Origin of the sequence: Streptomyces sp. NPDC028722 (assembly GCF_040637655.1) — a bacterium.
GTDB lineage: Bacteria > Actinomycetota > Actinomycetes > Streptomycetales > Streptomycetaceae > Streptomyces.
Map to the genome: position 1 here is coordinate 80,166 of NZ_JBEZWU010000019.1, position 13,655 is coordinate 93,820.

Consider the following 13,655-nt stretch of genomic DNA (forward strand, 5'->3'; position numbering starts at 1 on the left):
CAACGCAGGCGCCGAAGCCCAGGGCCGCGCAGGCACCGAAGGGCGGGACCGCGCAGGCGCGAGGGGCGGCACCGGGTCGATGCCGAGGCCCGGGACCGGGGCAGGCACCCGAGCCCGCCCCCGGCACGGCGGTGAGCGGCGTGAGTGGTGAGCGGCGCGGGCGGTGAACAGCGGCGGCAAGGCCGAACGTGCCCCACGCCCCGTACGGTCTGCCCCGCACCGCGTGTGCGGGGCAGACCGTACGGGGCGTGGGCCGGCCGTGGGGTCAGGCCACGGCGGCGATCCGCATCCTGATGTCGTCCGGCGACAGCAGACCCTTGGCGGTCACGTGGTCGCCGGAGGACTCCCCGCGGAGCCGGCGCCCGATCCACGGGACGAGGTGCTCGCGGGCCCAGTGCACGTCGTCGCGGCGGATGTCCAGGGTGCCCCGGGGCGGCAGCGGCGGCCACGGCTGCTCCGGGTCGGCCGGGACCTCCATGCCGAGGACCTGCCCGGCCCGCAGGGCCACGCGCGTGTGCCCCTCGGGCGAGAGGTGCAGCCGGTCGCGGTCCCAGGCCCTGCGGTCCTGCACGGACCTCAGGGACCACAGGTCGAGCACGGGGCAGCCGTACCGGTCGGCGATGGCGCGGACGTGCCCGTTGTACGTGGCGATCTTGCCGCGCAGGTGCTTGAGCACGGGCACGCCACGGGTGTCGAAGCCGGTCGTCACCAGCACCGTGCCGACGGCCCCGGTGAGCCGGGCCACGGCGCGCTCGAAGCGTTCGGCCACCTCGTCGGGGTCGGTGCCCGGGCGGATGATGTCGTTGCCGCCCGCGCAGAAGGAGACCAGGTCCGGGGCCAGTTCCACGGCCCTGGGGAGCTGGTCCGCCATGACCTGGTCCAGCAGTTTGCCGCGTACGGCGAGATTGGTGTACTGGAAGTCGCCCTCGGGACGCCGGTCGGCGAGCAGGACCGCGAACCGGTCGGCCCAGCCCACGAACGCCCCGTCGGGGCCGGGGTCGCCGACGCCCTCGGTGAAGCTGTCCCCCACCGCTACGTACGACCCGATCACTGATCTGTTGTTCTTCGAATCGTCTGCCACGTCGGATCATGATTCACCTTCGGATGTGACCTACGCGACCGTAGGCGGGGGTTGACTAACGGTGAGATGAGCCACTCCTAAAGAATCCGCCAACCCCGGAATAGGGCCGCCGTCAGGCGCGTTGAACGCCCCGCAACCGGAACACCGAAGGCCGGACCCCGGGTTGAGGGTCCGGCCTTCGGTGGCGTGTTAGGCGGGCGGTGCGGGGGGTGGGCGTCAGCCCACGGCGAGGCCGTGCCGGCGGAGGTAGCCGACCGGGTCGATGTCGGAGCCGTAGTCCGGCGTCGTGCGGATCTCGAAGTGCAGGTGCGGGCCGGTCACGTTGCCGGTGGCGCCGGACAGGCCTATCCGCTGGCCCGGGATGACGCTCTGGCCGGCCGAGACGGAGAGCTGGGAGAGGTGGCCGTACTGGGCGTAGTAGCCGTCGTTCAGCCGGATGACGACCTGGTTGCCGTACGCGCCGCCCCAGCCGGCGGAGACGACGGTGCCCGCGGCGACGGCCTTCAGGGGCGTGCCGGTCGGGACGACGAAGTCGACGCCGGTGTGGTAGCCGCTGGACCACATGCCGCCGGGCACGTGGTAGCCGGTGCCGGTGGCCGCGCCGGCCACCGGGAGGGTGTAGCCCGTGGAGGCACCGGTGGGCGTGGAGACCGAGCCGGAGGACGGAGCGGACCGCGAGGTCCGGGCGGACCGGGTGGAGTTCGGGGCCGCGGGGGTGTGCCGCGGGGCCGCGGTCTCGGTGCGGGTCTGCGCGGCCTTCGCACCGAGGCTGAGCTTCAGGCCCGGGTGGATCAGCGACGGATCGGCGCCGACGGCCTGCCGGTTGTCGTCGTAGAGGCGCTGCCAGCCGCCGCTGACACGCTGCTCGTCGGCGATCTTCGAGAGGTAGTCACCGCTGCGGACCGTGTAGGTGCGCAGATCCGTGCCGGGGTGCGCGGCGGCCTTGTCCGCCGTGCCCGGGAGGGACTGCGCGGTCTTGCCGGACACGGCCTGCACGGGGGCAGCGGCCTGCGTGGCGTGCGCACCGGTGGCCCCGATCAGCGGGAGAGCCAGCGCGGCGCCACCGGTTCCGGCGGCGGCGATGGAGCGGGAGAAACGCTGGGGCTTGGGACGTCGGTGCTTGCCCTTGGCGGACATGGCGCGGTTCCTCTCCGGCGCCTGCGAGGTCAGCTGTCGGGTTCGGGCTGGAGCTGCCCGGCCGTGCACCGCACGGCTTCACCCCAAAGCCTGTCGCGGAGACCGGGACAGGCAGTCGTACCTGGTGGGTCCCCCGCTCCTGCCGGACGCGGGTCAAGTGTGTGGGGCTCCGGGCGGCGGCAGGATTCGGCGTTCCGTCCGGATTGGTGGTGAACGTAAGCGAGCGGGACGCGAGGAAACAAGCACCTGGTTCCCGCTACCCGTGTTTCGGATGACCGGATACGGGAACTCATGGTCACCCTGCGTGTGTTTCCGCCTCCCCCGTCCCCCAATTCCCCTTGCGACGCCCAGCATTACGTGGACATGACGTGTGACGCGGCGTCACGAATATGACGCTCCTCACGCGGGCCCTCCCCAGGTCGCCTCATTTCCCTCCGACTTGGACGGAAGACCGCGATTCCGGCAGACGGCTCAGATACGACGCAGCCGGAAAACCGCCGCATCCAGGTCACCCTTGAGCCCCGCACGCAACCCGTAGTGCAGGAGCACCGTCCCTCGATACTTTTCCCCCGTTTCGCGGCATTCGTACGAGGCTGTCGGATCGAGTCCGCGCAGCCGGACCGCCGGCGCCGGTTCGCCGTAGCGCTGCGCCTGGAGCCAGGCGAGGACCACCGCCTCCTCCCCCCAGGACGTACTGGACCGCGCCGAGGCCGCCCGTCGGGGACCGCAGCCGGTACAGCTCGCCGCGCTGCACGACCGGCCGGATCTCCTTGTAGAGCGCCACCCACCGCCGGGCCTCGGCCAGCTCCCGCGGGGACCACCGGGTGAGGTCGCCACCGATGCCGAGCACGCCCGCCATGGCGCTGACGAAGCGGAGTCGCAGCGTACTCATCCTGCCGTCGAGCTGGGTGTCCGGGCTGTCGGTGACCCAGGCGGCCATCACGCGCGCGGGATGGAACTGACTGAAGCCGTGCTGGATGGCGAGCCGGTCCAGCGGGTCGGTGTTGTCGGAGGTCCACACCTGGTCGGTGCGGCTCAGCACACCGAGGTCGATCCGGCCGCCGCCGCCCGAGCACGACTCGAAGGCGACCTGGGGGTGGGCCGCGCGCAGCCGGTCCAGCAGGGCGTACAGGGCGTGGACGTGGTCGATCCACAGGCGCTGCGGGTACGGCTCCCCGGGCCGGCCGGCGTCGGTGAAGCAGCGGTTGAAGTCCCACTTCACGTAGTCGATGGGGGTGCCGGACAGCAGGGCGTCCAGCCGCTCCCACAGGTACGCGCGGACGTCCTCGCGGGCGAGGTTGAGGACGAGCTGGTTGCGCAGTTCCGTGCGCCTGCGTCCCGGCTGGTGCCGGACCCAGTCGGGATGGGCGCGGTAGAGATCGCTGTCCGGGTTGACCATCTCGGGTTCGACCCAGATGCCGAACCGCACGCCCAGATCGTGCACCTGGTCGGCGAGTGGTCCGAGACCGCGCGGGAAACGGTCCGGACTGGGCGTCCAGTCGCCGAGTCCGGCGCGGTCACCGGTGCGGGCGCCGAACCAGCCGTCGTCGACGACGAACAGCTCCACCCCGATGTCGGCCGCCCGGCGGGCGAGGGCGGCCTGCTGTTCCTCGGAGATGTCGAAACCGGTCGCCTCCCAGGAGTTGAACAGCACCGGCCGGTCCCGGTCCGCGTCCGGGACGACGTACGCGCGTTGGTAGGCGTGCCAGGCGCGGCTCGCGCCGCCGAAGCCGTCGTCGCTCCACAGGCCCGCGAAGACGGGGGTGGTGTACGACTCCCCGGGCCGTAGGAGCAGCAGGCCCGAGTCGTCGTGCCCGGCGCCGCCGGTGATCTGCACGCGCGCGTCCGGGAGCTGGGCCTCGCCGTAGGTGAGGGGGGTGGTGGTGAGCCGGGACTCGGCGGCCCAGCGGCCGTGCAGCTGGGACAGCCGCCAGCCCTCGCGGTCGGGCAGCGTCGGCCCGCAGCAGCTCCACGGGCGCGTGGCCGCCGTTCGCGACGGTCACCCGGCGCTCCACCACGTCCCCCTGCATCCGGTAGTGCAGCGTGAGGGCCAGGCCGTCGTCGTCGAAGCGGAGCCGCAGCGCGTCGCCCTCCGTGTCGTACGCCACGGAGCGCCACTCGGTACCGCGCCGCTCGTCCGTGCGCACGGACAGGGCCGGGCGGACGAAGCGGGGGCCGCCCTCGACGGGATACTCCTCGCGGCCGTCGAGCGGGGACTCGAAGGGCCGGTAGCCGGGCAGCGGGTCGGCCGCGAGGACTTCGGCGTCGGCGAGGACGATCCGCGGTCCCCGGTGCAGATGGAGCAGTTCACCGGCGCCGGTGAGGTGCAGGGCGTAACTGCTGCCGGGGCCCGACAGGAGCCACGTACGGCCGTCGTCGGGGCATTCACCATCGATGCCTCGCAGGTGTCAACAAATGCGCTCAGACCCCAACATCACCGAGGGCGTCGGAGCGCGTGACCATGCCTGTGGACAACTCGTCGCCCGGGGAAATCGATGTCGTATGGTCGTCGCAGTGCCCGCCGGTGAGCCGCGCCGGCGGGGCCGACCGGGAGGAGCCCCCGTGACGCAGCAGGTCCCGTCGACCGAGCCGGAGCTGGCCGGAGTGCGTAATTTCCGTGACGTGGGCGGGCTGCCGACCACGGACGGACGGCGGGTGCGCCACGGCGTGCTGTTCCGCAGCGGGCATCTGGCGCACGCGACCGAGGACGACGCGGCGTTCCTCGCCTCCCTGGGCCTGCACACGGTCTTCGACTTCCGCAACGCGGCCGACCAGCGGCTGGAGGGCGCCGACGTCGAGCTGCCCGGCGTGCGGAACGTGAACCTGCCGCTGAGCGACCCGGCGGACGGCGCCGAGTTCTGGACGATGGTCCGGGAGGGCGAGCTCGACCAGCTGCGCGCCATCCTGGACGACGGCAAGGGGGCGGCCCGGATGATCGCCTCCTACCGGAAGATCGTCAGGGAGCGCACCGCCGAGCACTCCCGGGTACTGCACGCGCTCGCCGACGACAGCGTGCCCGCCCTGATGCACTGTGCGGCCGGCAAGGACCGCGCGGGCATCTCCATAGCGGTGACACTCCTCGCCCTCGGGGTGGAGCGGGACGCCATCGCCGCGGACTACCTGGAGTCCAACGCCAGGCACCGCCGCTACAAGGTCCGCCGCAGCGGCAGTGCGGACTCCGCGTACACGCCCCAGGTCATGGAGCTGCTCGACCCGCTCTTCGACGCCCGCGCCGAATACCTGGAAGCGGCCTTCGGGAGCATCGAGGAGACCTGGGGCGACGTCGACACCTACCTGCGCCAGGGCCTGGGCCTCTCCCCCGAGACCCGCGAACGGCTCCGCGAGCGCCTGCTGGACTGACCGGGGACGCCGGCCCGGCCGTGGGCGCCCGGCGGCTCACGACTTGGCGCCCACCGTGAACAGCAGGTACAGGAACGCGGCCAGGACATGCCCGAGGGCGATGTAGATGACCAGCCGGATCCAGAGGGAACGGGGGAACTTGGTCTCGAAGTCGCTCATGGCAGCTCTCCGGTCAGCGGTCCCAGGCACAGTGTGGCCGTGGGACTCTGCAACAGGGTGTGGACGAACAGCAGCTCGACGCCGTCCTGGTCCTCGGCGGCGAGGCGGTGCGGGGTGAGGGAGTCGAAGTGCGCGCTGTCGCCGGCGGCGAGCAGATGCGCCGCGTCGCCGAGGCGCAGCCGCAGCCGCCCCCTCAGGACGTACAGCCACTCCTCACCGGGATGGACGCGCACGATGTCGCCCTGCGAGCCGTGGGGCACGCGCACCCGCAGGGCCTGCATACCGCGGCCGGGCGCCCCGGCCTGCACATACGTCCATCCGCCCGCCCGCGTGGGCTCCATGTCGGCGGCCCGCACGATCGCGTCCCGGTCGGCGACCGTCTCGCCGAGCAGCTCGGAGACGGTCGTACCGTAGATACGGGCGAGCGCGAGGAGCATCGGCAGCGAGGGCTGGCGGTGCCCGGTCTCCAGGCGGGACAGGTGGGCCGGCGAGAGCCCGGCGGCATGCGCCGTGGCCTCCAGGGTCAGCCCCGCACGCCGGCGCAGGGCGCGCAGCTGGGGCGCGACGGCGGGCAGATCGTCACCCGGCCCCGTCGGCGGCGGGACGTCTGAGGCGTTCATGCCTCCATTCAGCCCGATTTTTGCCCGAGCGGCAATTTCCTTGCCTCAGAGGCAAACACCCCCGGGCGGGCGCCTCGTGCCGATCGTGCCTGGATGCGAACGCTCAAAAAGAGGGGACCGCCCCGGCAGACCCGGGTCAGCGGTTCGCCACCGCCTGTTTGATGAGGGTCCTGCCGAAGTCCCACAGCAGGCCACTGCCGGTGTGCGCGTCGTCCATCACCGCGGTGAAGGCCTCCACGAACCGGTCGACATCGGCCTCGTCGATGATCAGCGGCGGGATGAGCTTGATCACTTCCAGGTGGTCGCCGGAGACCTGGGTGAGGATCCGGTGCCGTTGCAGCAGCGGGACGACGACCATCTGGGCGAACAGTCCCTTGCGCGCCGCCTGGAGCACGGTCCAGCGGCTGCGCAGCGCCAGCGAGGACGGCCGGCCGAACTCGATGCCGATCATCAGGCCCCGGCCGCGCACGTCGGCGAGCAGCTCGTACCGGTCGACGAGCGCGGCCAGCCGGGACTTCAGCAGCTCACCCGTCCTGCGCACGCCCGCGACGATCTGTTCGTTCTCCATCACCGACAGCACGGCCAGACCGGCCGCCATCGCCTGGGCGTTGGAGCCGAAGCTGGCCGAGTGCACCAGGACGCGGTCCATGGACGAGTAGACCTTCCTGAAGATCCACTCCTTGCCGAGGGTGGCGCCGACCGGGACATAGCCGCCGGACAGCGCCTTGGCCACGCACACCAGGTCGGGCTCGACGCCGTCCTCGTGCTGGTAGGCGTAGAAGTCGCCGGTGCGGCCGAGCCCGGTCTGCACCTCGTCGACGATGAGCAGCGCCCGGTGCCGGCGCAGCAGGTCCTGGGCGGCGCGCAGATAGCCGGGCGGGGTCTCGTGCACGCCCTTGCCCTGGATCGGCTCGACGATCAGGGCGGCCACGTCACCCTTGCTCAGCTCCCGGGCGAGCGCGTCCAGATCCCCGAGGGGGACGGCCGTGTCAGGCAGCAGGGGGTCGAACCCGTCCCGGAAGCCGCTCTCGCCGTTGACCGACAGGGATCCCGTGGTCAGACCGTGGAAGGCGTGGTCGCAGTAGAGGATGCGGGGCCTCTTGGTGGCGTACCGGGCGAACTTCAGGGCCGTCTCGACCGCCTCGGTGCCGCTGTTGCCGAAGAACACCCGGTCCAGGTGCGGGCTGTGGGCCAGCAGCCGCTCGGCGAGCAGGCCGGGCAGCGGCTGGCAGTCGAAGCGGGTGAGGTCGGCGAGGTCCATGTCCAGGACGTCGTGCAGCGCCTTGCGGACGACCGGGTGGTGCCGGCCGAGCCCCATCACCCCGAACCCGGCGAGCATGTCCAGGTAGTCGTTGCCGTCGGCGTCGTAGAAGTGGGCGCCCTCCGCCCGCTCGTACACCTTGTCGAAGCCGATGGTGTGCAGCATGCGCGGCAGCTGCGGGTTGAGGTGCTTGGCGTGCAGGTCGTAGCGTTCGGCTCCGCGCTGGGCGAGCAGGGCGCCGAGGTCGAACTCGGTGGTCATTCACTCTCCTTGGCTGTGCCGTCGGCATCCTTGGCGGCCAGGCCGGCGCTGATCCGGCCGGCGATCTCGACGGGCGTGAGGCCGATGTCGGCCAGCACCTCGTCGCGTCGGGCGTGTGCGAGGAACTGCTCCGGGACACCGAACCGCCGTACGGGCACGTCGACGTCGGCGTCGCCGAGGGCCAGGGCCACGGCCGAACCGACGCCCGCGGCGCGGCTGTTGTCCTCGACCACGGCAACCATCCGGTGGCCGGCCGCGAGTCCGGGCAGGGCGGGGTCGACGGGCTTGACCCACCGCGGGTCCACCACCGTGCAGCCGAGGCCGCGGGCTTCGAGCAGCTCGGCGGCCCGGAGGCACACGGGGGCCATCACGCCGACGGCGACGAGAAGCACGTCGGGGTGTGCGGCGCGGTGCAGGACGTCCATGCCGCCGATCCGGCCGAGGGCCGGGACGGGCGGACCGGCGGTCGCCTTCGGGAAGCGAACCAGGGTCGGGGCGTCGTCCACGGCGACCGCCTCGCGCAGCTGCGCGCGCAGCTGGTCGGTGTCGCGCGGGGCGGCGATCCGCAGCCCCGGAACGACCTGGAGGAGGGACATGTCCCACATCCCGTTGTGGGAGGCGCCGTCCACGCCGGTGACGCCGGCCCGGTCCAGTACGAAGGTGACCCCGCAGCGGTGCAGGGCGACGTCCATCAGCAGCTGGTCGAAGGCGCGGTTGAGGAAGGTGGCGTAGACGGCGACGACCGGGTGCAGGCCGCCGGTCGCCAGCCCGGCCGCGGAGACGGCCGCGTGCTGCTCGGCGATGCCCACGTCCCACACCCGGTCCGGGAAGCGTTCGGCGAACGCGCCGAGGCCCACCGGGTGCAGCATGGCCGCCGTGATCGCGACGACGTCCTCCCGCTCCTCCGCGATCCGCACGATCTCGTCGCCGAACACCGAGGTCCAGGACGGCCCCCGGGAGGGTACGAGCGGTGCGCACGTCAGCGGGTCCATCACGCCGACGGTGTGGAAGTGGTCCTCCTCGTGGGCGAGGGCGGGTGCGTAGCCGCGGCCCTTCTGGGTGAGGCAGTGGACCAGGACGGGCCCGTGGAAGCGTTTCGCCCGGCGCAGCGCGGACTCGACGGCGCCGATGTCGTGGCCGTCGACCGGGCCGACGTACTTCAGGCCCAGGTCCTCGAACATGCCCTGCGGGGCGAAGGCGTCCTTGAAACCCTTCTTCGCGCCGTGCAGGGACTCGTAGAGCGTGGTGCCGACGGCGGGGACGCGCCGGAGCACGTCCTTGCCCCAGGCGAGGACCTTCTCGTAGCCGTCGGTGGTGCGCAGGGCGGCCAGGTGGCCGGCGAGGCCGCCGATGGTGGGGGCGTAGGACCGCTCGTTGTCGTTGACGACGATGATCAGGGGCCGGTCCCTGGCGGCGGCGATGTTGTTGAGCGCCTCCCAGGCCATGCCGCCGGTCAGCGCGCCGTCCCCGACGACCGCGACCACATGACCCTTCTCCCCGCGCACCTGGCGGGCCTTGGCGAGGCCGTCGGCCCAGCCGAGCGCGGTGGAGGCGTGACTGTTCTCGATGACGTCGTGCTCGGACTCCGCACGCGAGGGGTAGCCGGACAGGCCGCCCTTGCCGCGCAGTTTCGAGAAGTCCTGACGCCCGGTGAGCAATTTGTGGACGTAACTCTGGTGACCGGTGTCCCACAGGATGCGGTCGACCGGTGAGTCGAAGACCCGGTGGAGCGCGACGGACAGTTCCACCACGCCCAGGTTGGGCCCGAGGTGGCCGCCGGTTCGCGACACCGCCTGCACCAGGAACTCGCGTATCTCCTCGGCCAGTTCACCGAGTCTCGCCTCGGACAGCGCCTTCAGGTCGCGTGGTCCCCGGATGCTCTCCAGAATGGTCACGCTCGGCCCCCTCTCGGTCCGTGCCTTGCCTCGGCCCACTCGTCGCGCCCCCGCCCCGGCCGCCGCCGGCCCGTACGGGGGGCGGCGGCGGCCGTCGCGTCAGTCCCGGTTCCCGGAGACGGTCTCGCGCATCGCCCGCAGCGACTCCTTCAGGGACCCCATGGTGGCGAGGACGGCCGTGGGCTCGTAGCCGCAGTGCGCCATGCAGTTGGCGCAGCGCGGGTCCTTGCCGCGGCCGTACTTGTCCCAGTCGGTCTTCTCGATCAGCTCACGGTACGTCGGCACGTACCCGTCGCTCATCAGGTAGCAGGGGCGCTGCCAGCCGAAGAGCGAGTAGTTGGGGATCGCCCACGCGGTGCACGGGAAGTCGACCTTGCCCTCCAGGAAGTCCAGGAAGAGCGGGGAGTGGTTCAGCCGCCACTTGCGGCGGTTGCCGCCCGCGAAGGCCTTCCTGAACAGCTCGCGGGTCTGCTCGACGCCGAGGAAGTGCTCCTGGTCGGGTGCCTTCTCGTAGGCGTACGCGGGCGAGATCATCATCTCGTCGACCTGGAGGTCGTCGTTGAGGAAGTTGAGCACCTCGATGACCGTCTGGGGGGTGTCGGTGTTGAAGAAGGTGGAGTTGGTGGTCACCCGGAAGCCGCGCCGTCTCGCTTCCTTGATGGCCTCCACGGCCTCGTCGAACACCCCCTCCTTCGCCACGGACTCGTCGTGCCGCTCGCGCAGCCCGTCGATGTGCACCGCGAAGGCGAAGTAGGGCGACGGCGTGAACATGTCGATCTTCTTGCGCAGCAGCATGGCGTTGGTGCACAGGAAGACGTACTTCCTTTTCGCCACCAGTTGCCGCACGATCTCGTCGATCTGGGGATGCATCAGCGGTTCGCCGCCGGCGATGGACACCATCGGCGCGCCGGACTCCAGCACCGCGCCCACGGCCTGCGCCACCGGCATGCGCTGCTTGAGCACACCGGCCGGATGCTGGATCTTGCCGCAGCCCTCGCACTTGAGATTGCAGGCGAAGAGCGGTTCGAGCTCGACAATGAGCGGGAACTTGTCCCGCCTGCGCAGCTTCTGTTCAGCCAGGTATGTAGCGACCTTGATGGATTGACGCAACGGCATGGCCATCTGGCTCACCTCCGGGGGAGCGACAAAGAACGGTGCCATTCGAAAAAAGCGGGAAGAACGGAACGGAGAACACGGAAAGCCGATATTCCACCGCGTACCGTGCCGATCCGGACCAGTTCGTGTTCGGGAGCGTCCACGACCACCCGGACGGCCGCGGCCGGGCGCGGGCCCGCGCGGACGGCCGCGAGGAGAGTCGCCGCCGACTCCATGTCGACCGCGATCGCTCCGGTCGCGAGCAGAGCGGACCGCTCATGACCCCGGACCACGTGGTCGGAGCCGGTGAGCGGGCCGGTGTGCACCGTGCGTCCGGGCAGCCGGCGCACGAGTTCCTCCACCAGCGGTGCGGTATCCGCGCACGGGACGGTCCCGCGCGGGTCCCGGGTCTCCTCGGCGACGACGAGGTCGCCGGGATGCATGCCGGGGGCGAGTCCGGCACAGAAGCCGGTGGCCAGGACGGCCGCGCCGGCCAGGGCCGGGTCACCGAGGTACCGGGTGACGGAGCGTTCCGCCGCACGGGGGCCCATGCCCGTACGGACGAAGGTGACCGGCCCGTCCGCCCCGCTCCTGTCGCCGGTGCGCAGGGCGAGGTGCTCGATGCCGAGCGCGCAGGCGATCAGCAGCGGGGCGGGGACGGGCGGGGTGTTCACGTCAGGCCCCCTTGGCCTCGGTGCGCCGTTTCCGGGCCCGGGCGAGCGGCTGCCGCTCGAAGGGGTCCCCGTGCAGGTACCGGCCGAGCGCGGTGAGCGGGAACACCTGCCGGTAGAGGTGGTAGTTGATGGAGAAGTCCCAGGGGAAGCCGGTCCCGGTGAAGTACGGCTCGTCCCAGGTGCCGTCCGCCCGCTGGGTGGTGGCCAGCCACCGGATGCCGCGCTCGACCGCCTTGGAGTCCCGCTCACCCGCCGCGAGCAGGGCCATCAGCGCCCACCCGGTCTGGGAGGCGGTGGAGGCGCCCCGGCCGCTCCACTCCTTGACGTACTTGTAGGAGCGCAGGTCCTCGCCCCAGCCGCCGTCGTCGTTCTGGACGCTCTCCAGCCAGACCACGGCCCGCCGGATCGCCGGGTGCGAGCCGGGCAGTCCGGCCGCGGTGAGCGCGGGCACCACCGACCCGGTGCCGTAGAGGTAGTTGACGCCCCAGCGGCCGAACCAGGAGCCGTCGGGCTCCTGTTCGGCGAGCAGCCAGGCGATGCCGCGCCGGGTGCGCGGGTCATGGGCCAGGCCCTCGGCGGCGAGCATCTCCACGACGTGCGCGGTGACGTCCGCGGACGGCGGGTCGATGACCTCCCCGAAGTCGCAGAACGGCAGCCGGTTGGGGAACGGGCTGGTGTTGTCGGCGTCGAACGCGCCCCAGGCGCCGTTCTTCGACTGCATGCCCAGGTTCCAGCGGACGGCCCGGCCGATGGCCCGGTCCACGCGCTCGGGGTCGTGGTGGCGGACCCGGCGCAGCGCGAGCGCGACCTCGGCGGTGTCGTCGATGTCCGGGTAGTTGTCGTTGTGGAACTCGAACGCCCAGCCCCCCGGCGGGAGATGAGGGCGCTTGACGGCCCAGTCGCCGGGCCGGACGATCTCCTCGCCGAGCATCCAGTCGGCCGCCTTGACCAGCTGCGGATGGTCGACCGGGAGTCCCGCGTCGACGAGGGCGATGGTGGCCAGGCAGGTGTCCCACACCGGGGACTGGCAGGCCTCGATCATCCGGGCGCCGTCCTCGCGCCAGACCGCGAACCGGTCCAGGGAGGCGAGGCCCTCGCGCATCACGGGATGCTGGAGGTCGTAGCCGAGCAGGTAGAGGGCGATGATGGAGTACACGGCCGGGGGCTGGATGCCGCCCCAGCAGCCGTCGTTCTCCTGGCGTTCGATGATCCAGCGGGCCGCCGAGTCCATCGCCGCCTTGCGCACCCGGCGCGGGGCGACCCCGCGCAGCCGGTGCAGCGCCTTGTCCAGCCGCTGGAAGGCTCCGTCCCAACTGGCCAGCGGGGCGCGGGGCCTGGGCGGGTCGGGCCGGGACGGGTCGGTGTGCAGCTCCTCCAGCGGGAAGGGCGCCGGACGGACCGGGCGTTTGGCCGAGACGATGGTGAGCGGCACGATGGTCTGCCGGGCCCAGCAGCCGAAGTCGTAGATGTTCAGCGGCATCCAGGTGGGGAACCAGATGAGTTCCGGCGGGAGTTCGGGCAGGGCCTCCCACTTCCACCAGCCGAACAGGGCGAGCCAGATCCGGGTGAACACGCGGGCGGCGGCGATGCCGCCGCGCTCGCGGACCCAGGCCGACGCCTTCGCCATGTGGGGGGCGTCGGGCGCGTCACCGGCCAGCCGGAGGGCGACGTAGGCCTCCACGGTGGCGGACAGGTCGCCGGGCCCGCCGTAGAAGGTGGCCCAGGTGCCGTCGTCCCGCTGCTCGCCGCGGATGAACCTGGCGGCGGCCTGCGTGGTGTCCTCGTCCAGGATGTCCAGGAACTGACGCAGCAGCAGGTCCTCGGCGTCCATGGTGACGTTGGTCTCCAGGTCGCCCTTCCACCAGCCCTCGGCGTCCTGCCGGGCCAGCAGGAAGTCGGTGGCGCGCTGCGCGGCGCGTGCGGCGGCTTCGTGTACCCCGGCCGTCTCGGGAACGGTGAAGGTGGTGTCGCTGGCCGCGGCAGCGCGGGACGGCAAGGTCGCCCCGGTGCTTCCGTCGGTCGTCGCTGTCATGGCTTCCCCTTCGTGCAGTCGTGCGAAGTCGTGCTGCTGTGGGAACGCCGTCGGCCGGTGTCCGGACACTCGTCACCGGC

Annotated in this window: 10 protein-coding genes, 1 pseudogene and 1 riboswitch; of the genes and pseudogenes, 1 reads left to right on the forward strand and 10 read right to left on the reverse strand. The window is 71.9% G+C overall.

The window, feature by feature from the left end; all coding sequences use genetic code 11:
* Window positions 1-265: 265 nt before the first annotated feature.
* The 3 genes and pseudogenes from AB0F03_RS26055 to AB0F03_RS26065 all read right to left on the reverse strand — a co-directional run bounded on the left by AB0F03_RS26055 (window position 266) and on the right by AB0F03_RS26065 (window position 4,614).
* Complete coding sequence (locus AB0F03_RS26055) at window positions 266-1,051, reverse strand: SGNH/GDSL hydrolase family protein (RefSeq protein ID WP_361996234.1); 786 nt, start codon at window positions 1,049-1,051, stop codon at window positions 266-268.
* A 246-nt stretch (window positions 1,052-1,297) separates the two neighbouring features.
* The gene (locus AB0F03_RS26060; protein ID WP_361996097.1) at window positions 1,298-2,218 is read right to left on the reverse strand and encodes a peptidoglycan DD-metalloendopeptidase family protein; all 921 of its coding nucleotides are present in this window, start codon (window positions 2,216-2,218) and stop codon (window positions 1,298-1,300) included.
* A 5-nt stretch (window positions 2,219-2,223) separates the two neighbouring features.
* A riboswitch (cyclic di-AMP (ydaO/yuaA leader) is annotated at window positions 2,224-2,382 on the reverse strand.
* A 307-nt stretch (window positions 2,383-2,689) separates the two neighbouring features.
* Window positions 2,690-4,614: pseudogene (locus tag AB0F03_RS26065) on the reverse strand (alpha-galactosidase).
* A gap of 166 nt (window positions 4,615-4,780) precedes the next feature.
* Here AB0F03_RS26065 and AB0F03_RS26070 point away from each other — a divergent pair.
* On the forward strand, window positions 4,781-5,578 hold the full coding sequence (locus AB0F03_RS26070) for a tyrosine-protein phosphatase (RefSeq protein WP_361996099.1): 798 nt from the start codon (window positions 4,781-4,783) through the stop codon (window positions 5,576-5,578).
* Between the two features lie 36 nt (window positions 5,579-5,614).
* Here AB0F03_RS26070 and AB0F03_RS26075 read toward each other — a convergent pair whose 3' ends face one another.
* From AB0F03_RS26075 to shc, 7 genes are all read right to left on the reverse strand, one after another.
* On the reverse strand, window positions 5,615-5,737 hold the full coding sequence (locus AB0F03_RS26075; RefSeq protein WP_356944375.1) for a DUF6126 family protein: 123 nt from the start codon (window positions 5,735-5,737) through the stop codon (window positions 5,615-5,617).
* Window positions 5,734-6,357, reverse strand: coding sequence for an XRE family transcriptional regulator (locus AB0F03_RS26080; protein WP_361996101.1), 624 nt, complete (start codon window positions 6,355-6,357; stop codon window positions 5,734-5,736). The genes AB0F03_RS26075 and AB0F03_RS26080 overlap by 4 nt, the downstream gene beginning before the upstream one ends.
* Window positions 6,358-6,493: 136 nt before the next feature.
* The gene (locus AB0F03_RS26085) at window positions 6,494-7,879 is read right to left on the reverse strand and encodes an aspartate aminotransferase family protein (RefSeq protein WP_361996103.1); all 1,386 of its coding nucleotides are present in this window, start codon (window positions 7,877-7,879) and stop codon (window positions 6,494-6,496) included.
* Window positions 7,876-9,774 carry a 1-deoxy-D-xylulose-5-phosphate synthase gene (gene dxs, locus AB0F03_RS26090; protein WP_361996105.1) on the reverse strand — a complete coding sequence of 633 codons (1,899 nt, stop codon included), beginning with the start codon at window positions 9,772-9,774 and terminating at the stop codon, window positions 7,876-7,878. Before dxs ends, AB0F03_RS26085 begins: the two co-directional genes overlap by 4 nt.
* 99 nt (window positions 9,775-9,873) lie before the next feature.
* On the reverse strand, window positions 9,874-10,896 hold the full coding sequence (hpnH, locus tag AB0F03_RS26095; RefSeq protein WP_361996107.1) for an adenosyl-hopene transferase HpnH: 1,023 nt from the start codon (window positions 10,894-10,896) through the stop codon (window positions 9,874-9,876).
* Between the two features lie 5 nt (window positions 10,897-10,901).
* Complete coding sequence (locus AB0F03_RS26100; RefSeq protein ID WP_361996108.1) at window positions 10,902-11,543, reverse strand: 1-hydroxy-2-methyl-2-butenyl 4-diphosphate reductase; 642 nt, start codon at window positions 11,541-11,543, stop codon at window positions 10,902-10,904.
* 1 nt (window position 11,544) lies between these two features.
* The gene (shc, locus tag AB0F03_RS26105; protein ID WP_361996110.1) at window positions 11,545-13,575 is read right to left on the reverse strand and encodes a squalene--hopene cyclase; all 2,031 of its coding nucleotides are present in this window, start codon (window positions 13,573-13,575) and stop codon (window positions 11,545-11,547) included.
* Window positions 13,576-13,655 lie beyond the last annotated feature (80 nt).

Excerpts from the sequence above, each read along its gene's own strand:
- AB0F03_RS26060 (WP_361996097.1), bottom strand. The coding sequence starts at position 2,218 with ATGTCCGCCAAGGGCAAGCACCGACGTCCCAAGCCCCAGCGTTTCTCC.
- AB0F03_RS26075 (WP_356944375.1), bottom strand. The coding sequence starts at position 5,737 with ATGAGCGACTTCGAGACCAAGTTCCCCCGTTCCCTCTGGATCCGGCTG.
- AB0F03_RS26080 (WP_361996101.1), bottom strand. The coding sequence starts at position 6,357 with ATGAACGCCTCAGACGTCCCGCCGCCGACGGGGCCGGGTGACGATCTG.
- AB0F03_RS26085 (WP_361996103.1), bottom strand. The coding sequence starts at position 7,879 with ATGACCACCGAGTTCGACCTCGGCGCCCTGCTCGCCCAGCGCGGAGCC.
- hpnH (WP_361996107.1), bottom strand. The coding sequence starts at position 10,896 with ATGGCCATGCCGTTGCGTCAATCCATCAAGGTCGCTACATACCTGGCT.
- shc (WP_361996110.1), bottom strand. The coding sequence starts at position 13,575 with ATGACAGCGACGACCGACGGAAGCACCGGGGCGACCTTGCCGTCCCGC.